The sequence below is a fragment of the Pseudomonas sp. UBA6323 genome, from assembly GCF_002439135.1.
Lineage (GTDB): Bacteria > Pseudomonadota > Gammaproteobacteria > Pseudomonadales > Pseudomonadaceae > Aquipseudomonas.
In genome coordinates this window covers 1-21,535 of the sequence record NZ_DJSX01000105.1, presented here as the reverse complement: position 1 = coordinate 21,535, position 21,535 = coordinate 1, and the positions used below count along the sequence as shown (strand labels likewise).

The 21,535-nt window shown below is 62.4% G+C and carries 19 protein-coding genes and 4 pseudogenes; 9 read left to right on the top strand and 14 right to left on the bottom strand.

The window, feature by feature from the left end:
* The 7 genes and pseudogenes from B3P22_RS23105 to B3P22_RS23075 all read right to left on the bottom strand — a co-directional run.
* Nucleotides 1-225: pseudogene (locus tag B3P22_RS23105) on the bottom strand (TIGR03752 family integrating conjugative element protein); the annotation flags it as partial.
* On the bottom strand, nucleotides 215-1,129 hold the full coding sequence (locus B3P22_RS23100) for a TIGR03749 family integrating conjugative element protein (protein ID WP_296272706.1): 915 nt from the start codon (nucleotides 1,127-1,129) through the stop codon (nucleotides 215-217). The pseudogene B3P22_RS23105 and the gene B3P22_RS23100, both read right to left, overlap by 11 nt.
* Nucleotides 1,126-1,818 carry a PFL_4703 family integrating conjugative element protein gene (locus B3P22_RS23095; RefSeq protein ID WP_296272703.1) on the bottom strand — a complete coding sequence of 231 codons (693 nt, stop codon included), beginning with the start codon at nucleotides 1,816-1,818 and terminating at the stop codon, nucleotides 1,126-1,128. The genes B3P22_RS23100 and B3P22_RS23095 overlap by 4 nt, the downstream gene beginning before the upstream one ends.
* Nucleotides 1,815-2,225 (bottom strand): TIGR03750 family conjugal transfer protein, encoded by a 411-nt coding sequence (locus tag B3P22_RS23090; protein WP_003294216.1) that lies wholly within the window; start codon nucleotides 2,223-2,225, stop codon nucleotides 1,815-1,817. Before B3P22_RS23090 ends, B3P22_RS23095 begins: the two co-directional genes overlap by 4 nt.
* Before the next feature lie 12 nt (nucleotides 2,226-2,237).
* Nucleotides 2,238-2,606, bottom strand: a complete 369-nt coding sequence (locus tag B3P22_RS23085; protein ID WP_003294215.1) for a TIGR03745 family integrating conjugative element membrane protein — start codon at nucleotides 2,604-2,606, stop codon at nucleotides 2,238-2,240.
* Between the two features lie 22 nt (nucleotides 2,607-2,628).
* On the bottom strand, nucleotides 2,629-2,868 hold the full coding sequence (locus B3P22_RS23080) for a TIGR03758 family integrating conjugative element protein (protein WP_003140997.1): 240 nt from the start codon (nucleotides 2,866-2,868) through the stop codon (nucleotides 2,629-2,631).
* A complete protein-coding gene (locus tag B3P22_RS23075) occupies nucleotides 2,865-3,230 on the bottom strand; it encodes an RAQPRD family integrative conjugative element protein (protein WP_262092942.1) in 366 nt (121 codons plus the stop codon). The genes B3P22_RS23080 and B3P22_RS23075 overlap by 4 nt, the downstream gene beginning before the upstream one ends.
* A 223-nt stretch (nucleotides 3,231-3,453) precedes the next feature.
* Here B3P22_RS23075 and mads1 point away from each other — a divergent pair, with 223 nt between their 5' ends.
* The 7 genes and pseudogenes from mads1 to B3P22_RS23040 all read left to right on the top strand — a co-directional run bounded on the left by mads1 (nucleotide 3,454) and on the right by B3P22_RS23040 (nucleotide 14,930).
* Nucleotides 3,454-3,654: a methylation-associated defense system helix-turn-helix domain-containing protein MAD1 gene (gene mads1, locus B3P22_RS23070; protein ID WP_033936127.1), complete on the top strand. Its 201-nt coding sequence runs from the start codon at nucleotides 3,454-3,456 to the stop codon at nucleotides 3,652-3,654.
* Nucleotides 3,655-3,712: 58 nt separating this feature from the next.
* Nucleotides 3,713-6,499 (top strand): annotated as a pseudogene (locus B3P22_RS23065) (class I SAM-dependent DNA methyltransferase).
* Nucleotides 6,496-8,550 carry a DEAD/DEAH box helicase gene (locus tag B3P22_RS23060; RefSeq protein WP_121495115.1) on the top strand — a complete coding sequence of 685 codons (2,055 nt, stop codon included), beginning with the start codon at nucleotides 6,496-6,498 and terminating at the stop codon, nucleotides 8,548-8,550. The pseudogene B3P22_RS23065 and the gene B3P22_RS23060 overlap by 4 nt, the downstream one beginning before the upstream one ends.
* Nucleotides 8,543-9,730 (top strand): GIY-YIG nuclease family protein, encoded by a 1,188-nt coding sequence (locus B3P22_RS23055; RefSeq protein WP_058159112.1) that lies wholly within the window; start codon nucleotides 8,543-8,545, stop codon nucleotides 9,728-9,730. The genes B3P22_RS23060 and B3P22_RS23055 overlap by 8 nt, the downstream gene beginning before the upstream one ends.
* A gap of 7 nt (nucleotides 9,731-9,737) precedes the next feature.
* A complete protein-coding gene (locus tag B3P22_RS23050) occupies nucleotides 9,738-10,634 on the top strand; it encodes a restriction endonuclease (protein ID WP_162962000.1) in 897 nt (298 codons plus the stop codon).
* A gap of 11 nt (nucleotides 10,635-10,645) precedes the next feature.
* Nucleotides 10,646-11,425: a Hachiman antiphage defense system protein HamA gene (locus B3P22_RS23045; RefSeq protein WP_121495116.1), complete on the top strand. Its 780-nt coding sequence runs from the start codon at nucleotides 10,646-10,648 to the stop codon at nucleotides 11,423-11,425.
* A 79-nt stretch (nucleotides 11,426-11,504) separates the two neighbouring features.
* A complete protein-coding gene (locus B3P22_RS23040) occupies nucleotides 11,505-14,930 on the top strand; it encodes a DEAD/DEAH box helicase (RefSeq protein WP_262092941.1) in 3,426 nt (1,141 codons plus the stop codon).
* Nucleotides 14,931-14,984: 54 nt separating this feature from the next.
* On the opposite strand, the pseudogene B3P22_RS23035 reads toward B3P22_RS23040, so the two are convergent.
* The 6 genes and pseudogenes from B3P22_RS23035 to B3P22_RS23010 all read right to left on the bottom strand — a co-directional run.
* Nucleotides 14,985-15,230, bottom strand: a pseudogene (locus B3P22_RS23035) (TIGR03747 family integrating conjugative element membrane protein); the annotation flags it as partial.
* A gap of 29 nt (nucleotides 15,231-15,259) precedes the next feature.
* Complete coding sequence (locus B3P22_RS23030) at nucleotides 15,260-15,745, bottom strand: Mov34/MPN/PAD-1 family protein (protein WP_235550044.1); 486 nt, start codon at nucleotides 15,743-15,745, stop codon at nucleotides 15,260-15,262.
* Nucleotides 15,724-17,355, bottom strand: coding sequence for a ThiF family adenylyltransferase (locus B3P22_RS23025; RefSeq protein ID WP_121495117.1), 1,632 nt, complete (start codon nucleotides 17,353-17,355; stop codon nucleotides 15,724-15,726). Before B3P22_RS23025 ends, B3P22_RS23030 begins: the two co-directional genes overlap by 22 nt.
* The gene (locus B3P22_RS23020; protein ID WP_041106850.1) at nucleotides 17,352-18,494 is read right to left on the bottom strand and encodes a CBASS cGAMP synthase; all 1,143 of its coding nucleotides are present in this window, start codon (nucleotides 18,492-18,494) and stop codon (nucleotides 17,352-17,354) included. The genes B3P22_RS23025 and B3P22_RS23020 overlap by 4 nt, the downstream gene beginning before the upstream one ends.
* Complete coding sequence (locus B3P22_RS23015; protein WP_017462924.1) at nucleotides 18,488-19,489, bottom strand: CBASS cGAMP-activated phospholipase; 1,002 nt, start codon at nucleotides 19,487-19,489, stop codon at nucleotides 18,488-18,490. The genes B3P22_RS23020 and B3P22_RS23015 overlap by 7 nt, the downstream gene beginning before the upstream one ends.
* Nucleotides 19,490-19,495: 6 nt before the next feature.
* The gene (locus B3P22_RS23010) at nucleotides 19,496-19,720 is read right to left on the bottom strand and encodes a DUF2188 domain-containing protein (RefSeq protein ID WP_071535671.1); all 225 of its coding nucleotides are present in this window, start codon (nucleotides 19,718-19,720) and stop codon (nucleotides 19,496-19,498) included.
* 288 nt (nucleotides 19,721-20,008) lie between these two features.
* Here B3P22_RS23010 and B3P22_RS23005 point away from each other — a divergent pair, with 288 nt between their 5' ends.
* Both B3P22_RS23005 and B3P22_RS23000 read left to right on the top strand, forming a co-directional pair.
* Nucleotides 20,009-20,401, top strand: a complete 393-nt coding sequence (locus B3P22_RS23005; protein WP_047350994.1) for a helix-turn-helix domain-containing protein — start codon at nucleotides 20,009-20,011, stop codon at nucleotides 20,399-20,401.
* Nucleotides 20,402-20,403: 2 nt separating this feature from the next.
* Complete coding sequence (locus B3P22_RS23000) at nucleotides 20,404-21,273, top strand: ImmA/IrrE family metallo-endopeptidase (protein WP_017462927.1); 870 nt, start codon at nucleotides 20,404-20,406, stop codon at nucleotides 21,271-21,273.
* 57 nt (nucleotides 21,274-21,330) lie between these two features.
* On the opposite strand, the pseudogene B3P22_RS22995 reads toward B3P22_RS23000, so the two are convergent.
* Nucleotides 21,331-21,535 (bottom strand): annotated as a pseudogene (locus tag B3P22_RS22995) (DUF4400 domain-containing protein); the annotation flags it as partial.

The following is a 21,535-nucleotide window of genomic DNA, read 5'->3' as shown; positions in this document are numbered from 1 at the left end:
CTCGGTGCGCAACTGCTTCACCTGGGCCACCAGCGTGGCGACGGTATCGCGCGGCGTGTCGCCTGCGATGCCCAGGGCTTTCATCTCCTCGGGCGTGAGCGTACCGGCCGCGCCCTTGGGGGCGGGCTGGCCGCCGGGGGCGCCGGAGAACAGCTTGATGCCGACGAACACCAGCAGCAGCGCCACCGGGATCAGCAGCCACTTGAGCAGCGGATTACTTTTCATCGCGCGCTCCTCCGGTCGAGCCGGCCGCGGCGGCCGGCGGCAGGTTCACGCTGGCGTCGATCGGGCTCAGCGCCGGCAGCAGCGACTCGGCCAGGCCGTGGCCGCGCGTGACCAGATAGAGCACCGTGGTGTCGGACGGGGTACCGGCCGGCCCCAGGTTCGGATGCTGGAAGGTCGCCGCCACGAAGTTCCCCTGCAGGGCGCGCGGGTCGAGGTCGAGCCAGCGCGCCGAGGTGTTGGTGAGTCGCACGGCCGTCACCCACTGGTCTTCCAGGCGCCACGCGACCAGTGCCCGCGCGTGCACCGGCAGCGTCGGCAGCAAGGTGTCCAGCGCGAGGCCACGGCGCAGGTTCACGCGCCCGATGCCGGCGACCGGCTCGACGGTGCGCAGCGGCGCGTACAGGCTCTGCGCGGCATGGCGCGTCAGCACGACCGGTACCGGCGTTTCGCGCCGGAGAAGGGGTTTGTCCGCGGGCGCATCGGCCTGCTCGTCCGCGCCGCTTGCTGCACCGCCGCCGTAGCGCTTCGCGGGGGCTTCCGCTTCCACGATGCGCACCGGCTCCAGCGGCGCCTGGCCGTCCTTCGCCGGCTCGGCGGCGATGTCGAGCAGGATCAGCGCGCCGGATTCCACGTCCTGCAGTTGCAGCCGCGTGGGCGGAATCGGCTCGCTCGCCCGCAGGTAGATCGCGCCGCCCGCACTCTGCACGCGCAGGTGGTCGCCGACGCTGGCCGGCACGCCGACGCGCACATTGCGGTCGATGAAGACCACGCGCTCCTGGCCGACCACCAGCGGCACCGGCAGGGGCAGGCGCTCCCAACGCAGGATTTCCACGGCCTGGCTGGCCGGCACGAAACCGAGGATCAGCAGGACGCCGGCCAGGGCCGACCAGTTAACGGGCTTCATGGGGAGTCTCCCTGCAGATGGCCGGAGGCATTGGCGGGCACGCCGGCCTGGGTCGGCGTCGGCGGCGGTTCGATGCGCTGGGGTGCGCTGGCGTAGCAGTCCAGCGCCAGGCCGAAGGGGTTGTGCTCGGGGTCGATGTCCAGCCGGACGACCTTGATGGGGTAGCGCACCAGGGCGCGCTTGACCTGCTCGGAGCCGTAGTATTCGTCCGCGCTCACGTCGAGCGTGACGATCCAATCGCGGTCGGAGACCACCTTGACGCGCGTGGCCGGATCATCGCCGTAGCCGCGGCCGGGAATCTCGTAGATGCCGCGCACGCGCTGACGCAGCTCGCCACTGGCACGCCGGTACTCGTAGTCCTGCTGCAGGAAGGCCCGGCAGCTCGGCGTCAGGTAGGCCGACAGCGCGCGCAGGTTGCGCGGATAGTCTTCTTCGCCGTTCGTGGGCCAGCGCTGTACCTGCTGCCAGATGTAGAACGAGAAGGCATACACGCTCTCGGGCGGCACGTCCCACCACTTGCGCGTGCTGCCCGAGCGCAGGTCCGGCGGCACATGGATGGTCAGACTCTTCGGCGCACTCCACCAGCCGAAGCCGAGCAGCAGCGCCACCACGAACAACGCGCCGGCCCCCAGACGCAACGTCTTCACGTGCGCCTGCAGGTGCGCAACCTCGTTCTTGAAACGGCTCATGGCGTACCTCGATCGGCATTGCGCCGGGTAGTCCAGTAGCCCGAGCGGGTGATGAGGCGCTGGCCGCCCAGGAGCGCTGCCAGCGCCGGGTGCCGCAATGCCAGCCGCCACTGGAGCTGCCGGTACAGCCAGGTGTCGGGCCGGCCGCGCTTCTGCGCGCGCAGGAAGCCGCCGCCGACGAAGACGCCCAGCGCGATACCGGCGACGATCAGCGTGGGCACCACGGCGATGCTGTGCGTGAGCCAGGCCAGCGGCAGGCCGAGCGCGAACCCGGCGGCGGCCGACAGGCCGGTGCAGATCCACAACTCGTCGGCGGTCAGCCCGCGCACGACCACCGGCTGGCGGTTCAGCCGATGCGGCAGGAAGGTCACCAGCGTGTCTTGCGGGGTCTCCGAAGGGACGGCCATCGCTTGCCGCCCTCACAGCACGCCGGTGGCCTTGGTGAGCAGCCAGATGCCGACCACCAGGAGGATCGCGCCCACGGCGACCGTCAGGCCGAACTGTCCCCAGGTGGCGCGGCCGGTGTGGATCTCCGAGTAGCGCGTGTAGGCGTGATAGCAGACGCCGACGAACATTGAGGCGACCACGAGCAGCGCGATCAGCAGCACGATGTCGTAGCCGTAGTTCTGCAAGGTCTGCAGGATGCCGCTGCCCTGGCCGCGCGATGGGTCTTCCATGGTCGGCAGGCCCTGCGCGAAGGCCGACAGCGGCAGGCCCGCGAGCGCCAGCGGCAGCAGCGGAGCGGCGATGCGGGACGGAATGCGATGGGATGTCGTTGGCGTGTTCATGGCGTATGGCCCTTCGTGACGGTCAGGAGAGGAGAAAGAAGGTCAGCACCAGGTACATCGCCACGAAGCGCACGACGACGGCGAGGAACTGACGTTCGGTGATGCGGTGCTCGGCCCAGCCGACGTAGGCGGTGCGCATGGCCCACACGCCCCACAGCAGCAACACGGCGAACACGAAAGCGAGCACCACGGCAGAGACGGCCGAAGGCGCAAAGCCGCCGTTGGCCTGGAAGGCGGCGACCTGATCGGCAGAGGGCGTCATGGCGACAGCTCCTCGTCGTCGGCGCGGTCGCGGCGGACGTAATCGCCGGCCAACGGGACGGGATCGCGCGGCTGGGCGCGCTGGGGCACGAGGTAGTCCTGCAGGCCGGCGCGAACGCGCTTCAGGTCGGCACGCAATCGGGCGTAGTCGAAGTGGTAGCGGGCGCGTTCCTGCGGAGCGGTACCGGCGGCGTGCTCGGCGAGGCGGTCGATCAGGTCGAGCTGGCGGGCGAGCACGGCGAGCTGCTCACGCTCCATGGCGACGCCGTCGGCGACGACGGCAGGCTGCAGCGCCGAGAACGACACAGCCAACACCATGGCAAGCGCAGGCCATGCTGATCTGCGGTGGTTGGTCTGTCCCATCGTGCCATTCCCCGTTAAAGCGGATTGCCAGATGCTGTGGCGCGCTCTCGCTTTGCGCCTCAGGGAATGGGAACTACGGCATGACCGGATTTGTTGGTCGCGCTGGCCGACATTCGCGCAATGCCTAGTGGATTTCTTGCTGGCTAGCGCCTACCACCCTTTGGTAGAATTGGGCAAACTTGGCAATCCAAAGTCACGAAAGACCAAACCAGATGGTTTTCAGATGAATGAAGTCGAAAGCGAGATCCTCACACTGGAGGAAGTCGCGGCCTACCTCAAAGCCGGCAAACGGACGGTCTATCGCCTTGCCCAGAAAGGAGAGATTCCGGCGTTCAAGCTCGGAGGCACCTGGCGTTTTCGTCGCAGCGAGTTGGATCGCTGGATTGCCGCGCAGATAGCCGAGAAAACGCAGGACAAGACATGAGTGCCCCGCAAAACGACAACAACCTGGCGACCTCGCCCAGAGGGGGGGCTACACGCCCATGAATGCCGTAGAAATCGAACAGGCCATCACAGACCTTGCGGAGCAGCCCTTTGACTCCGCAGAGTTCCCCTACGCCTTCCTTGAAGCCTTCGGCAACAAGGCGACAACCATCAAGCGCCTGCGCGCGGGGGCGTCGAACAAGTCCGACCTCGGCGGCGTTCTCCAGACCAGCAACATCCACATCCTGACCTGCGACGTAGGGCGGGTGCCGCAGACGCTGGCCGCCCTCAAGGCCAGCCCAGCGACGGCAAAGGCCAAGGCGAAGTTCATCCTCGCCACGGACGGCGCGGACTTCGAGGCCGAAGACCTGACCAGCGGCGAGACCGTCGCCTGTGCCTTCAAGGACTTTCCCGACCATTTCGGCTTCTTCCTACCGCTGGCGGGCATCAGCACTGTCCGCCAGATCAGTGAAAACGCCTTCGACATCCGGGCCACCAGCCGCCTGAATCGCCTGTACGTCGAACTGTTGAAAGACAACCCTGAATGGGGCACGGCGGAGCGCCGCCACGACATGAACAAACTCATGGCGCGGCTGATCTTCTGCTTCTTCGCCGAGGACACCGATATCTTTGGCGGCAGGGGCAAGTTCACTGAGACCGTCGCGCGGATGAGTGCGGGGGATTCGGCCAATACGCACGAGGTCATCGCCACGCTGTTCCGCACCATGAACACCAAGCGTGAGGATCGGGCGGCGGCCGGGCTTCCCCGTTGGGCCAATATCGACGACTTTCCCTACGTCAACGGCCAGTTGTTCTCTGGTAGCGACGAGGTGCCGCGATTCAGCAAGATCGCTCGATCCTACTTGCTGCACGTCGGTGGCCTCGACTGGACCAAGATCAACCCCGACATCTTCGGTTCGATGATCCAGGCCGTTGCCGAGGACGAGGAGCGCGGCGAGTTGGGGATGCACTACACGAGCGTTCCCAACATTCTGAAGGTGTTGAACCCACTGTTCCTCGACGACTTGCGTTCCAGGCTGGAAGAGGCGGGCGATAACCCCCGAACCTTGCTTAACCTGCGCAAGCGCATCGCCAGGATCAGAGTTTTCGACCCGGCCTGCGGTTCGGGCAATTTCCTGGTCATCGCTTACAAGGAAATGCGCGCCATCGAGGCCGAGATCAACCGGCGGAGGGGGGAGTCGGATCGCGCATCGGAAATTCCGCTCACAAACTTCCGAGGGATCGAGCTACGTGATTTCCCGGCGGAGATCGCCCGCCTTGCGCTGGTCATCGCTGAGTACCAGTGCGATGTGCTGTATCGGGGTCAAAAGCTGGCCCTGGCCGAGTTCCTGCCCCTGCGCAACGAGAACTGGATCACCTGTGGCAACGCGCTGGAGCTGGACTGGTTATCTGTTTGCCCACCGACCGGGACCAGCGTGAAGTTGAGAGCGGATGACCTGTTCGGAACGCCGCTTGATCAGGCTGAGATCGACTTCCAGAACGAAGGTGGAGAGACTTACATCTGTGGGAACCCCCCGTACCTTGGGTCTGTTTTGCAGTCCGAAAAACAGAAGGCCGAGCTTAGGGCGATATTTTAAGCATATACGAAAGACTGGAAGTCTCTGGACTACGTTGCTGGCTGGTTCTTCAAGTCCGTGTTGTATGGAAGTCGTACCAAAACGATTTCAGCATTCGTTGCCACGAATTCAATATGCCAAGGGGAGCAAGTTCCGATTCTTTGGCCGCTCATTTTTCAAGCGCAACACGAGATCGTATTTGCCCATGCGAGTTTTAAATGGGCAAACCTCGCTAGTCATAATGCAGGCGTGACGGTCGTAATTGTTGGTCTTTCGAACTCGGCGCCCGCGAAGAGAATACTTATTTCCCCTGACTCTTCCGGCTCGGATGTTGTTCGCCTGGTCGACAACATTGGCCCATATCTGGTGCCCGGTCCTAATATCGCCGTAGAGTCAGTTTCCGCAGTCCCCGACGAGCGTGCGAAGATGCTCCGGGGGAATATGCCGAATGACGGCGGTCACCTTGTGCTTACGTCCAATCAGGCGGAGTTGCTACGGGCTGAACATCCTACTGCAACTCGCTTCGTCAAACCATTTATTGGCTCTAAGGAATTTATCAATGGTGCGTCTAAGTATTGCATTTGGATTGAAGATGCAGAACTTTCTGACGCCATGCTGTGTAAGCCGGTGCGTGAGCGAATAGAAAGAGTGCGTGAAGCAAGAGCATCGGGTGGAAAACAGGCGCGAGACAATGTAAGTACGCCTCACCGCTTCGTTTTTGCGCCACACCGTGATGGTGCCGCCATTGTCGTTCCTCGCGTATCGTCGGAGAACCGAGATTTTCTTCCTGTGGGGATTACAGGTGGAAATATCATCGTAAGCGAAAGAAATTTCGTTCTTTACAATGCCCCGCTATGGAATATGGCGTTAATAGCTTCTCGATTGCATTGGGTGTGGATTGGCACAGTTTGCGTTCGGATGAGGACGGATTTTTCGTATTCCAATACCCTCGGCTGGAACACGTTCCCGGTGCCGACACTGACCGAGAAAAACAAGGCTGACCTCACGCGCTGCGCGGAGGACATCCTGCTGGCGCGGGAGCATCACTTCCCCGCGACCATCGCGGACCTGTACGACCCCGAGAACATGCCCGCCGACCTGCGGGCGGCGCATGAGCGCAACGACGAAGTGCTGGAGCGCATCTACATAGGCCGTCGCTTCAAGAACGACACCGAGCGGCTGGAAAGGCTGTTTGACCTCTATACCAAGATGACCGCTTCGGCTGCACCGGCCAAGGGCAAGAAGCGCAAAGCGGGAGCCAACGCATGAGCGACAAGATCAAGTCCGTACCGTCCGTTTCCGTCACCTACGCCCGAAACGGCGCATCGACCAAGGCCAATGCTCTTGGGATGCGGCCCATGCAGGAGCGGGCCTACGAGAAGCGGGGCGAGCAATACCTGCTCATCAAGTCGCCACCCGCATCGGGCAAGAGCCGTGCGCTGATGTTCGTGGCACTCGACAAGCTCAAGAACCAAGGCTTGAAGCAGGCAATCATCGTCGTGCCCGAGAAGTCCATCGGAGCCAGCTTTAATGACGAGCCGCTGTCGAAATACGGCTTCTGGGCTGACTGGCACGTCGAGCCGAAGTGGAACCTGTGCAACGCGCCGGGCAACGACAACGGCGGCAAGGTCAAGTCGCTGGGCGCGTTCCTCGAAGGCGAGGACAAGGTGCTGGTCTGCACCCACGCGACCTTCCGCTTCGCGGTCGATGCCTATGGCGTGGAGGCGTTCGACGACCGACTGATTGCGGTCGATGAGTTCCACCACGTTTCGGCCAACCCGGATAACAAGCTCGGCTTGCACCTCGGGCAGTTCTTCGCGCGGGGCAAGACGCACATCGTTGCCATGACCGGCTCCTACTTCCGAGGCGACGCCGAGGCCGTGCTCGCGCCGCAGGATGAGTCGAAGTTCGATACCGTCACCTACACCTACTACGAGCAGCTCAACGGCTACGAGTACCTCAAGCAGCTCGACATCGGCTACTTTTTCTACAGCGGGCCTTACGTCGATGACATCCTCAACGTCCTCGACCCGGCCGAGAAGACCATCATTCACATCCCGAACGTCAATTCGCGCGAGAGCACGAAGGACAAGATGCGGGAAGTGGAGCACATCATCGAGACGCTGGGTGAATGGCAAGGCATCGACCTTGCGACCGGCTTCCAGCGTGTCAAGCGTCCCGATGGCCGGGTGCTGCGGATCGCTGATCTCGTCGATGACGACGCCGCCAAGCGCGACCGCGTGTCCGCCGCGCTCAAAGACCCGGCACAGAAGAACAACCGGGACCATGTGGACATCATCATTGCGCTGGGCATGGCGAAGGAAGGCTTCGATTGGATTTGGTGCGAACATGCGCTGACCGTGGGCTACCGCGCCAGCCTGACCGAGATCGTGCAGATCATCGGTCGAGCTACCCGCGACGCGCCCGGCAAGACCCGCGCAAGGTTCACCAACCTGATCGCCGAGCCGGATGCGGCCGAGGAAGCTGTCACCGAGGCCGTCAACGATACGTTGAAGGCCATCGCGGCCAGCCTGCTGATGGAGCAGGTTCTTGCTCCGCGCTTCGAGTTCAAGCCCAAGAACCCCGACAGTGGCCCGACGCCGGGTTTTAACTACGGCGAGGCTGGCTATGACTCTGACCGCTGCAATGTCGGTGTCAATGAGCAGACAGGGGCGTATCAAATCGAGATCAAGGGCATCGCCGAGCCCAAGAGCAAGGAGGCGGCGCGAATTTGTCAGGAAGACCTGAACGAAGTCATCGCGGCCTTCGTGCAGGACAAGCCCACCATCGAGCGCGGCCTGTTCGATGAGGAGCTGGTGCCCGAGGAGCTGACGCAGGTTCGCATGGGCAAGATCATCAAGGACAAGTATCCCGAGCTCGACGCCGAAGATCAGGAGGCCGTGCGCCAGCACGCCATCGCCGCCCTCAACCTCACGCAGCAGGCCAAGCGGCTCATCACCGAAGGCGAGAGCGATGGGTCGCCCAACACCGCCCTGATCGACGGCGTGCGCCGCTTCGCGATGGACGTGCGCGAGTTGGACATCGACCTGATCGACCGCATCAACCCCTTCGGGGAAGCCTACGCCATCCTTGCCAAGACCATGAGCGAGGACAGCTTGAAGCAGGTCGCGGCGGCCATCTCGGCAAAACGCACAAGCCTGACGCCGGACGAGGCGAAGGAGATGGCCGTTCGCGCCGTCCAGTTCAAGAAGGAGCGCGGCCGTATTCCGGCGCTCGATTCTCAGGATGCCTGGGAGCGACGCATGGCCGAAGGCGCCGTCGCCTTCATGCGCTTCAAGGCGGAGGGACGCTATGAGTAACTCTGATCTTGACGAACTCGCTGCGGAGCTTGCCGAGTTCGCTCCGGCTGAGAAGAAAAATGGCCGCCCAGCCAGCGAGGAGCGTGTCATTGCTGGCTTCGAGGAAATCCAACGCTTCACAGAGCAGCACGGGCGTGCGCCGCAGCATGGCGAAGACCGCGACATATTCGAGCGCCTATATGCCGTGCGGCTCGACCGTCTACGCGCGCTCCCGGATTGCCGCGCCTTGCTTGAGCCGCTAGACCATCAGGGCTTGCTTGCTGGGGCACCGACCGTTGCCGCTTCGGCGGACGAAACTGTCGACATCGACGACCTGGCTGCCGAACTGGCGGATGTTGCCGGCGCGGACGACATCACGGTCTTGCGCCATGTCCGTACCAGCGCCGAAAAGCGCGCCGCCGAGGAGATCGCGGATCGCAAGCCCTGCGAGGACTTCGAGACCTTCCGGCCCTCGTTCGAGCGCGTGCAAACGGAAGTCAAAACCGGTATGCGCCAGTCCCAGCCCATCGAAGCGGGCCGCCGTGCGATTGAAGTCGGGGACTTTTTCGTTCTCGATGGCCTTACTCTCTACGTCGCCGAGGTCGGCGAGCCGTTGAAGACCACCGCCGGGGAAGTGGACCGCCGCCTGCGCCTCATCTTCTCCAACGGCACCGAAAGCAATCTGCTGCTGCGCTCGCTCCAGCGAGCGTTCTACAACGACCCCGCCGCGCGGCGGCTGGCCTCGCCCGAGAGCGGGCAACTCTCTTTCGGCGGTGAGCTTGAGGCCGATGATGTCGAAAGCGGCACGATCTACGTCCTGCGCTCCCTCTCGGATCATCCCTATGTCGCGCAGCACCGCGACATCATTCACAAGATGGGCGTGACGGGGGGCAGGGTGGAGACGCGCATTGCCAACGCCGAACACGACTCCACCTACCTGCTGGCGAAGGTCGAAGTGGTGGCGACCTACAAGCTCGCGGGCATCAACCGCACTCGGATGGAGAACCTGTTCCACAGGCTGTTCGCGCCCGCGCGGTTGAACATCACCATCAACGACCGCTTCGGTCACCCTGTGCAGCCTGAGGAATGGTTTCTCGTTCCGCTGTTCGTGATCGACGAGGCCGTGGCGCGCATCAAGGATGGCAGCATCACCGGGTACATCTACGATCCCAAGGCTGCGAAGCTGGTGAAGGCGGAGTAGTAGACCAATGATCGTCCGTGGGGGAGGACAGTTTATTAGCTCAATACGATCCATCGACCTGCGCTTTGTAGATGACCTCGTTGACTTCGTTCGTGGTCCTGGGTTCGTGCTCGACTTTTCCGACACGAGCTTCGCGGATTTTTTCGCCTTGGAGCTGAAGGTCAATATTGACGATCCCAAATACGCGGCGAACGGCGGCTCCAAGGGGAAACGGCTGCGCTATTTCCTGCAAAACTGCGACGATGCCACTGCCGTTCGCGTGCTTACGGCCCTCTGGGAGTACCGCTCCGACTATCTTGCCCGCAGCGGCGGCAAGGACCCGGTAATCGATGCGCAGTCGCGCTATCAAGGCTTGATCAATCGTCTCTCCGGCGGTGCGGCTCCGAAGCCAACCCAGCCCCAACCCGTTGTCGATCGTCAGAAGATCGCCACCATAAAAGCCGAGCTGCTGAGGGTCTCCTCGCTCAGCGCACAGGCACGCGGCTTTGCCTTCGAGGGATTCCTCAAGGGCCTGTTCGACGCATTCGGTTTGGCCGCCCAGGAACCGTTCCGCCTTTGCGGTGAGCAAATCGACGGCAGCTTCCAGCTCGGCAGCGAGACCTATCTGCTGGAAGCCAAATGGCATGGTCTGCCAATTGGCGTCGCCGATTTGCACACGTTCCACGGCAAGATTGAACAGAAGGCCGCCTGGACGCGAGGCCTGTTCGTGAGCAACAGCGGCTTCTCCGATGACGGCCTCGTCGCCTTTGGCCGAGGCAAGCGCGTCATCTGTATGGACGGTCTCGATCTCTATGATCTGCTCGATCGCGAGATACCGCTCAACCAAGTTCTTGAACGGAAGGTGCGCAGGGCAGCCGAAACCGGCACGCCCTTTCTTCGCGTTCGCGACCTCTTCCCGAGCTGAGGAGGAGGCGCATGGTGCAGTTCAACGATTGGTGCGACTCAGCGGACACGCCCCTGGGAAATCATCACGTTCGGGTCATGACGGGCCGGCCGGCGGACGCTGCGACCGGCATCCAGGTGACGGCCACGGCCGTCCCCGCCCACTACGCCGCCGAGGAACGCATCGCCGCAGCGCTTGCGAGGCTGGGCAAGGTCGCTGCCGCGCAGATGATCACCAATCTTCTCCCGCAAACGCCGCAGATCCGATCGGGCGATCTCGGCGAGATCTACGCTACGGAATGGATCGACGCGCACAGCGGCTATCGCGCCCCCATCAAACGGCTGCGCTGGAAGGATCACCGCAACATGGCGATGCGCGGCGACGACGTCATCGGCATGCTTCTCGACCCGGCAACACAGCGCCTCCGCTTCCTGAAGACAGAGGCCAAGAGCCGCATCGACCTGCGCGCCCAAACGCTGGAGGAGGCGCGGACCGGCCTGGATAAGGATGGCGGCCTTCCCTCGTCGCATGCATTGTCCTTTATCTCAGCCAGACTGATGGAGCTGGGCACCGACGCGCCGCTCGTCGACCCCATCGACGAGGCGCTCTATCGGCACGGTATTCCGCCCGAGAGCGTGAAACATCTCCTCTTCACCTTCTCCGGGAACTCCCCGCAAGCGCTGCTGACACAGGCGCTGCAGGCCTATCCTGGTTCATTCGAACAATTGGGTATCGGTCTGCACGTCGACGGCCATGCCGCCTTTGTTGGGGCCGTCTACGATCGGGTCATAGCCGATGCCAACCACCCCTGACGCGATCACAGCCGCCATCACGGACGCGGCGACGGCAGGCTTTCGCGGCAGGCTCATCGCGCGAGGCCAGGCGCGCGCCATGATCTGGCGTGACGGTGTTCTGCCCCCTGGCGCGCCCGCCTTCTCGCCGCAGCTCAGCTTCGATCTCCACAGTTACGCCTATGGCTTGCTTGGGCTGGGGCTGCGCCTCCTCGAACTCGATGGCGACCCGAACCAGGCACGGATCGCATTCGAACAGGCGGCGACCGCCCTCGAAGCGGTTATGGCCAAGGGCAACCGCGACGAAGCAGACCGCGATTTCCATTTCGTCATGGCGGCGGCCAGCTATCACCTCGCACACCTGTCTGCCCGAGCCTATTCCCTCCTTGCGATCGTGGCCGCCGAGGAGAATTTCTCCCCGATCGAACAGGCGCTCGCGCTGTTGATGCGCCGAGACGTCAACGAGCTGCGCGCACGCGTGTACGCCTTCCGCCTGGATGGTCGAGGATCGGACGCGACCATTGCAGCGCTATTCCAACAACGACTTGTGGAGCCTGTCGCCGCCGACGCGCCGGAGCGCGATGGTCAGGACTTCCTCTTCGAGGGCCTCGATCTCGCCCTGACCGATGCCTTCTTCGGCGCATTCGCGACATTCCTGCTCGCGCTGGATCGCGGCGAGAGAGCCCTAGTCGACCGGGCGATCGCGCAGCTTCGGGAAAACCTCGACATCTGCGCGGAATTGAACCTTCTGCCGCAATGGTGGGTGCATCGGGTCGCCATCCATCTGCTCTCCGACCTCTGGTCGAACACTTTCCACGAGAAGTTCCCGCTACTCCCCGCCGGTGGCGCCGCGGCGTCATGGCCCGGCCTTCGCGAGCTCTTCATCGCCCTGCTCGCTCGCCGCCCGAGAGCCGAGGTCGACCTGTGGCCTTCGCAGACCGAGGCGGCGTCGCGCGCCGTCGATCAGACCGACAATCTCGTTGTCTCGCTGCCGACCAGCGCCGGCAAGACCCGGATTGCCGAATTGTCAATTCTGCGGTGCTTGGCTGGTGGCCAGCGAGTTATGTTCGTGACACCGCTTCGCGCTCTGTCGGCGCAGACGGAAACCACGCTCCAGCGCACCTTCGGTCCACTCGGCAAGACCATCTCCGCGCTCTACGGCAGCATTGGCGTATCCGGCTTCGATGAGGACGCTATCCGCGAGCGTGACATCGTCGTCGCGACCCCTGAGAAACTTGACTTCGCGTTGAGGAACGATCCGTCGCTCCTCGACGATGTCGGCTTGCTCGTGTTCGACGAAGGCCACATGATCGGACCTGGGGAACGCGAGGTTCGATACGAGGTTCAGATTCAGCGCCTCCTGCGCCGCCAAGACGCCGGTCAACGCCGGATCGTTTGCCTGTCGGCGATCCTTCCTGACGGAGATCAACTCGAGGACTTCTCGGCATGGCTGCGTCGCGACCAGCCCGGAGGCCCGATCAAGAACGACTGGCGACCTACGCGCCTGCGGTTTGGCGAGGTAACCTGGAACTCGCCAACGGCGCGTCTCAATCTTCGCGTCGGCGATGAAAGACCCTTCGTGCCTCGCTTCCTTACCGGCGCGGCGCCGCCGCTGTTCGTACCGCCGAAGAAATTACGCACTCGGCTCTTTCCGGACAGCCAACAGGAATTGAGCCTTGCAACGGCGTGGCGGCTCGTCAGCGATGGCCAGACGGTGCTGATCTACTGCCCCGAGCGCCGAAGCGTCGAGCCGTTCGCCAAGGTTGTCGTCGACTTGCACTCGCGCGGCGCGCTCGCGTCCCTGCTAACGGTTGACCCCGCCACACTCCAAACCGCTATCGCGCTCGGCGAAGAATGGCTTGGGCCGGACAGCGACATCCTCAAATGTCTGCGGCTTGGCGTGGCGCTTCACCATGGGGCCTTGCCGACCGCCTATCGCAAAGAAGTCGAGCGACTGCTGCGCGACAGCGTGCTCAAGGTAACGATCTCATCGCCGACGCTGGCTCAGGGCCTCAACCTGTCGGCCACGGCGGTCGTTATGCATTCGCTCTATCGCCACGGCGAGAAGATCAAGGTCTCTGAATTCAAGAATGTCATCGGGCGCGCCGGCCGCGCCTATGTCGATGTTGAAGGGCTAGTTCTCTTTCCCATTTTCCAGGATTCGAGGAACAAGAAGCATGACGAATGGGTCGCGTTGATCGAGGATCTTGGCGCCCGCGAGATGGAGAGCGGGCTCATTCAGCTCATCCTTTCGCTTCTCATGCGCATGCATGCACGGCTTGGCGGCAATCTCGATCAGCTAATGGACTACGTCGTCAACAACGCCGCGGCATGGACCTTCCCCGAGGTCGCCGGCGAGAAGGCCGACAAGCGCGAGCGGGCGCTGAAAGAGTGGGAGCGTCATATGGCGACGCTCGACACCGCCATTCTCAGCCTCATAGGCGAGGCCGACGTGCCCGATGACCAGATCGAGGCCGCGCTCGACAACATCCTTCAATCTTCGCTCTGGCAGCGTCGCCTGCTTCACGTCGACGACGCATCACGCGCCGCCTATCGCGCCACGCTGCTCACGCGGAGCCGGTATATCTGGGCGAATTCGACTGCCGCTACACGACGCGGCTACTTTCTGGCCGGGCTCGGCCTCGAAGCTGGACATGCGCTGGACGCAATTGCGGCTGAGGCAAACGACCTTCTCATACAGGCCAACGCAGCCCTCGCAGCATCGGACCATGAGGCGGCAATCGCTGCGATCACCGGCATCGCCGAACGCGTGTTCGCCTTCTACCCGTTTGAGCCGGATCCATTCCCGGCGAATTGGCGCGACATCCTCAGATGCTGGCTGCTCGGGCAGCCGTTGGCAGCGATCGTCGCCGGACAGGAAGCTGAGGCATTGCCGTTTATTGAGGGTGGCCTGGTTTATCGCCTGCCTTGGGCCATGGAGGCCTTACGCGTCCGTGCCGCCGCCAATGGTGATGTCGTCGGCATGTTCGCACTGGCGTTGGACGACTATGAGCTCGGCCTGGCTGTGCCGGCTGTCGAAACGGGGACGATGAACCGCTCCGCCTCGATTCTGATCCAGGCGGGTTTCAATTCCCGACTGGCGGCCATAAAAGCCGTCACCGACACGGCCGCCACCTTCACGACTGGCGCGGAATTGCGCGCGTGGCTGCGCTCACCCGGCCTCGCGGTCTGGTCGGCGCAACCCAACTGGCCAACGGCCGAGACGCGGGCCATATGGCTCGAATTCATCCAGGAGTTCGCCCCGTCAGACAATCGGACCTGGGCGCGATGGGATTATCTTGGAAACGTCCAGTGGTTCGCCGCACCCGCGCCTCCCGGAACACCAGTCAGCCTCTTTCATAGGAACGGACAGCCGCTGGTGCTGGCGCCCGACGGGCACGCGATCGGTCTGCTACAGCACCCGCTCAACCCGAATCGGCGCGGTCTTGTGCGAGCGACTGTCGCTCTGAATAGCGGCCAGCTCGATCTGAGTTATCTCGGCCCCGATGACTTGTGGGAGGGTTAGAACCGCAGATGACGAAGCCACCTACATACTTCGGCGCATGCGGGTGTACTGATCTTACAGATACTTCTTGAACGTCGCCGCCGCGATGCACACCGCCACGCCGAGCAGTGCGGCGCTGGGCAGCAGGATCAGCAGCGGGTTCACGCTGACCGGCAGTGCCAGGTAAGTCACCCACGGCAGTACGGCCAGCGGGATCAGGCTGGCCCTGGCGCGGTGATAGATGAACCCCGATTCGCGTCCCGCGCCGAAGCGGCGGATGTCCCGGCGCACCAGGCCGTCCACCAGCCCGACGAAGGTGGCACGCTGCGACGACATTGGTTTGTGTGCCGCTATTCCACAGGGGAGAATACTGATCCTTGGCCTGAGCCTGGCACCAACTCAATATACAGGGCATTTCGGCCAACAATGACAGCGAGCGTTGGTCGCTTATCCCGACGCTTGGCCGACAGACGGTTCCACTCCGATCTATCGAGGCCCGACGGGCTGGGGTTGTCTTCCGGATGGGTGTGCCATTCGCCCAAATAGCGGATGGTTCCCTGGCTCGCCGTCCATCGAGCCCGTGCAATGGCATCGTGGCCGAATGGCATTCTCTCGAACAGGTAGCGAAACCGTTTGTCCCATGCCGTAGGAACCGTTGCCTGCTCAATGAGCATGTGAGTCCCATGGACCGAGCCGAGCAGCAGCCCCCCAGCTTCGCAGTCAGAGTCACTGACCTGGACATGCTGGCGGAAGGTCTCCAGCGTGGACTTCGAAAAATGCAGCAGCGTTCTGTTGTCGTCGGCCGCCCAAGAACTCATGAACTGCATAAGGGACATTCACGATCCCGCAGCGGATCGCAATCGGGTGTGGCAAGCTGCTGGGCGCGGTCGATCAACCTGGTTCGCAACGCGGGGGAATAGACGCCGTTGACCCAATCAAGGGTCATCTCAGCGCCCAGGCTGGCAGCGTGCACCGACACCGAAGCGGGGAATGGCACGTACAAGCCCTCGCATCCATGCCCCGCCAAAATGGCAGGAAGAGGATCAATGGTAGAACGGAGCTCGCCTCTTCTGTTGCTATGCCAAAGACATCGATAGCACGCATTAGATGCTTTCGTCCTCAGGAGCGCACGGACAGCCGTTCCCGGCCCCTCGATCCAGACCGAAAGCATGGGAGTCGGAGGCGGATAGTGGCCGCACAGCCAATGCCCGAGGGATTCTTCCCCGGTGGCATCTATGAGCAGGTCCAGCTCTCCCAATTGGGCCTGCCTGACATCCACGGGCAGCGCACGAATCTCGGCGCCTGGCGTCAAGCGCTTGAGTTCCTTCGCCATAGCCTCGGCTTTGTTAGACAACAGGTCCGGAAATCCCAGGCGATGACGCCCGATGTTTTGCGGGAGAAGGCAGTCGAAATCCACCAACGTGAGTTTTCCGCCGCATGTCCCCGCCCCAGCCTTGACGAGCATATCCGACAGATAGCCGCCAATCGTGCCGCATCCAACGACGGCGATGTTCTTCCCTGCAAGCGTCTTTGAGTTCGGCATGTTCCGCTGGGCAAGATACCGATCGTCAATTCTGACCATCGAAATGGGCATCACCTTCAACCCATAGCTCGAATCCCTGCGATCTACGAGCTTGCTCTTTTGGACAGGACTTTGGCGGTCGTAGAGAACCGCAAAGCCATAGGTCATCAGAGGAGACTCGATGACGATCAGAACTCCGTTGGCCTTCTTCCTCTCCCCCTCCTTGATACGCTCGTGAATCTTGCGCCGGCACCGGGGGTCAAGAGTGCTCTGCCACGCCAGGATATCCCCGACTGTTTCAGGAGGCCAATTGCTAGTCAGGGGGCGCGGTTGAGCACCAGTCTTTACCCGGTAAGTCAGCACCGTTCTATCGGTGACTTGGTAGCCGAGCGACTTCAGCTTCTCAGTTGTTCGATCCTCGTTGTCGGTGATGAACCACAAGGGGCACCCATTGGCCTGCGCGACTATGCCGTTCTGTCGCCCGAGATCCTCGCCTTGCATGTCCACGAAACAATGCCAGCCGTGCCAATAGGCGAAGAACTCTTCCGCGAGGTCTTCGATCATCTCCCCCTGCACGATCTGCCCGAACACGACGGCCGCGCGTTGCAGGCACGCCAGCGACTGTCCGACAGGATCGTAGATGTCCAGAACGACGGTGCCCTTGGCGAGATAGCAAAGCCCGCCATCTGCGCCAAGATGAGGAACCGCTGCGGGCAGCTCAGGAGGGATTTCCAGCAGCCGGATGCGAGGCAAGTCGAAGAACGTGGGGTCGAGCTGGACTTCGCACGGGCAACCCTTGTCCGCTTGGGGCGGTGTCAACCGCCCGTGCAGCCTAAACCAGCCGTCATCCGTCTTGCCGACAAACTCGAAGCCTCGCTGCTTGAAGGCCTCGATCACGTCTGCGACCGCTGCGGCGCTGCTCATCCAGCCTTTGTTCGCCCGACAAGTTCGCTCGGGCCGGCGGTGGCGGGAGCTGCGGCAATGGTGGCGGCAACGGATACCACCTTGACCCGATCCGGCTCGTTCGGAAAGCGCGGGCCGAATTCGCCCTGCATCCAAATGCAGGCCTGTGAAGGGCTGCCGGCGTCGGTGGCTCCGCGCAGCACCTTCTCAAACTCTTCGAATGCCTTTGCCGCTTCTTCGACACCCGCTTTGCCAAGTCGCTCTGTGAGCGACTCAGACTCATCCACGGGGTTGTTCACACCCGCCCGCAACCTGGCCGGCAGTGCCGCGACGACATCCAGCAAAGCGAGGTCGTCGCGCCTATCGCGTTTCTCAAAGAGCGGGGCCGCGGCGGCCATCAACAGGATCGAGGCAGGTCCTCCGCTGGACCACTTCCAATCGCGGAACGCCTTCAAGTAACGAACCACGCGGCGGAACTGCTCCCCCTTGGCTTCCACTTCGCCCAGGAACCATTCCTTCACGGGCCTCGGGTCAGAGGACATCCAGTTGCATTCACGATGGGCCAGGAGAACCTTGTCAGCCGGCAGCGCGGTCCAGGCATCGCGCTCTGCCATGTTCACCGCTTCCGTCAGCGAGTCGTAGCCATATCGCTCCATCGAAGCCTTTGCGAGCGTGACAAATTCCTCGTCGGGAATGGCGTACAGAGGAATATCAATGTGAGCATACGCAGCAATGACGATGCGGATGCAGGTCGGCTTGTCGGTGACAAGCTTCCACCGCCTTTCCTCGACCAGCGGCTTCAATGCTTCTTCCGCAGCGGCAAAGAACACCGTCGCCGCAGTGCTGGGACGCTTCGTCTGCGAGACGAAACTCATTGGCAGATAGCAGCCATCATCGACATCCGCCTGCTGAGGGTGTTGTGCCGGGGCGTTCAGCGTCTTGTATGCCCACGACCCTTGCGTGAAGAAGCGCGGCTGCGGCACGTCTTCCGTGTATCCGTTTGCCCTAAGCACGCGGGGGATGCCTGTGCGCAGGCAGTCCCTGACGTCAGTGCGTGCGCTGGCGATCCAGGCTCGCTGCCCAGGCGTCAGATCCAGCTCGTCGTGCATGCAGGATTCGTCATCAAGGGTGGTGAAGAAGAGTGGGCTCAAGTTCAGCATGCGGCCTCCGGAACATTCTTGTTGGGGCCGTGATAGAAGATGGGAGCGCCGGCCTGGTGCGCTCGAAATGGTTGGAAAAGAGGATCGCCGAGCGCACGCTGCGCCGCGTGGTTGCCGCGATCCTTGAGCGTATTCGTGGCGCCAATGGAAACCCGATCCAGCGCCTTCACGTCCTTGCTTTGATCCGGCGTCGCCTTGTCGTCGATCTGGAAGTAGTTGTTGCCCAACGCCTGCCGCAGCATGTAGTCCACCGACGACTCCTGGGCGGAGATCACGAGATCGAAGAGTCCCCCGCGCCACTTGCCGAATCCGCGGTCGAGGCTGGCGCCGCCACGAACGGTCGCACCGATGGTCATCGTGCCGATGGCGAGGACCCGAACCAGCGCATCCTGCTTCGGCGCCAGGAACGTCTTGACTTCGTGCAACCCGAACAGGCCCGGGGCGTTGCCCACCAGCCCCCCATCCGCGAAGACACCGCGGTCGTTGCGCGCCAGAGGAAAGTAGACGGGCGCGGCGGCTGTCGCCAACGCCACATCAACGACCTTCATGCGGTGATCCAGCTCAAAGGACGGATGGTGCGGTGTCTTGAAGAACTGCCCGCGTCCCGTCGAGTAGTTGACTGCCGGCACAAGAACACGATGCTTCAGGTCGCCTATCGTGGTCCCTTGGAAGCGCTCGGTCAGTACCTCTTTCAATCCCGCTGAGTCATGCTTTGCAGTCAGCCAGAATCCCAGAAGCCGCCGCGGCAGGCTGCGGCAGCCAAAGATGCGGCTGCCCTGTTCTTCAAACAGTGCCTTGAGTTCGTAGGCCGGAATTTCCGCAGCCAGCCCCAAAGCCAGCATCCCTCCTGCCGATGTGCCGCAAATCAGATCAAAGTGCGAAGCGATCGGACGGCCCAGCACGGTTTCGAGTTCGGCGAGAACCGTGGCGGTGTACAGGCCGCGATAACCGCCCCCTGACAGGGCGAGCACATGGTAGGTAGGGATGCCCGTCATGGCACTTCAGCCCTTCGGCGGGAAGGAGTCGTTGCCGTGGCTGTCCTTTTCACAGATACGGCCATCCGGACGATGGATGACGAGTTCGGACTGCTGGTTGCGTGCGATACCCCTCGCTGCGTCAATGGCCTGTTGCTGCGTGTCGTGCACGGAGGTCGCCCGCTGATTGCCGGCTCCCTTCACGGCCCAACCGTCCTGATGAGGAACAACATGCTGATTCTTGCCTGCCATGATGACTCTCCTACAGTGGAACTATCGAAGTCCCAGCCGCTCGGCTAGGTTGTCAACGGCCGCCCGCTGTAGCACAATTCGTTGCTCACGCAGACAACAGGAAGGCCGAGCCAATCCAACCTGGAGCAGGCGTAAAACCTACATCTGTTGTCTGGCTGGACAACAATGTATCAGAGCGCGTGCGCCGGTGCAACTGGGCGTGCGGTGTGCGCCTTTGAACATCAACCGGATGTGGAGGGGCAACAGAGGGCTTGGCCCTTCTTCCCGCAACCGCAAGGATCAGAACTCATGCCGCAAACAGGCCTAGGCGTCGCCCTCAAGACGCTACGCGAACGCAGAACCCTTTCACTGCGTGAGATCGGCCAGCTATCGTCAGTTGATCATGCTTATGTCCACCGTCTCGAAACAGGCGAGAAGACAAACCCATCCCAAGACTTGGTTGAGAAGCTATTGAAGGTTCTCAAGCCGGGGGAAAGAGATTCCGCACTCGTGATGTGGCTGGTTGACCACGCAGATGCTGATCCAAGCCTTGTTGAATTCGTGCTACAAGATCCCTCGATCAGCATCGATGTTTTTTCGGCCGCGGCTGGAGTCAGGCATCGGGGAAATGCAAGGCCTGATCCCGCGACGCTCATCGCCCGAATCAAGAAGGCCTTCGACGACGACGACGAGGACGACTGAACATGGACGAGGCGGATGTCAGGCAGAGAGCGCGCGCGTTTGTCGCGAGAGTCGATGTTTCGAACATCCGAGAAGACCTGTCCCCGTATGTGACCGCGGCTAACGCCAAGGTCAAGAAGGATGAACTTGGCGATGGGGAGTCCGGCTATACCGTTACCAAGCCGAACGGGAAGCACATCATCACGGTGAATTCGCTGGAAACAGAAGAGCGCCAGCGCTTCACTGTCTGCCACGAAATAGCTCATATCGTGCTCGGCTTGGAATCAAGTCACGACGAGGTGCCGTCATGGTCCTATGCAAAGCGACATCCGAACGAGATCGCCTGCGACACGTTTGCCGCTGAACTGCTGATGCCCTATCAGCAATGGCTCTCCGCTGTTCCCAAGGAAGAGCCCTCCCTGGATCTCATCCAACACATGGCCGACTTGTTCGGCACATCATTCCCAGCAGCGGCGTCAAGGTTTGCCAGTCTTAGTGACATGCCGTGCGCATTCGTCACCATGGAGCGCGGTGCGGTGCGGTATGCCGCACGCTCAACGGCCTTGCGGCAAGCTGGGGCCTGGATACCTCCCAGGTCGGTCATTCCAGCAGGCTCCGTGGCTCACCGAATCCGCTCTTCAGGGAATAGCTCCACTGATACAGGGGAAGTTTCACAGGACGTCTGGTTCGACAACTGGGAAAAGGGCCTTGACCTCTGGGAACTTTCAAGACATTACCAGCGCACCGATACCACCATCTCCTTGCTATGGTTCGACAGCGACGATTTGCCGGAAGTTGAGGTGAACCGCTTCGGCGCACGTGTCGAAGACGATGGAGGCTTGGCTGAACTGACGGGAGAACTGCCATGGCCGGGGCGAAGCAGGCGCCGCTGAAAAGCGATCACGGCCACGACCGCAAGGAGGTTACTCCTATACGCCATTCGCGCGTTCTTACAGGTACTTCTTGAATGTCGCCGCCGCAATGCACACCGCCACGCCGAGCAGTGCGGCGCTGGGCAGCAGGATCAGCAGCGGGTTCACGCTGACCGGCAGTGCCAGGTAAGTCACCCACGGCAGTACGGCCAGCGGGATCAGGCTGGCCCTGGCGCGGTGCTATATGAACCCCGATTCGCGTCCCGCGCCGAAGCGGCGGATG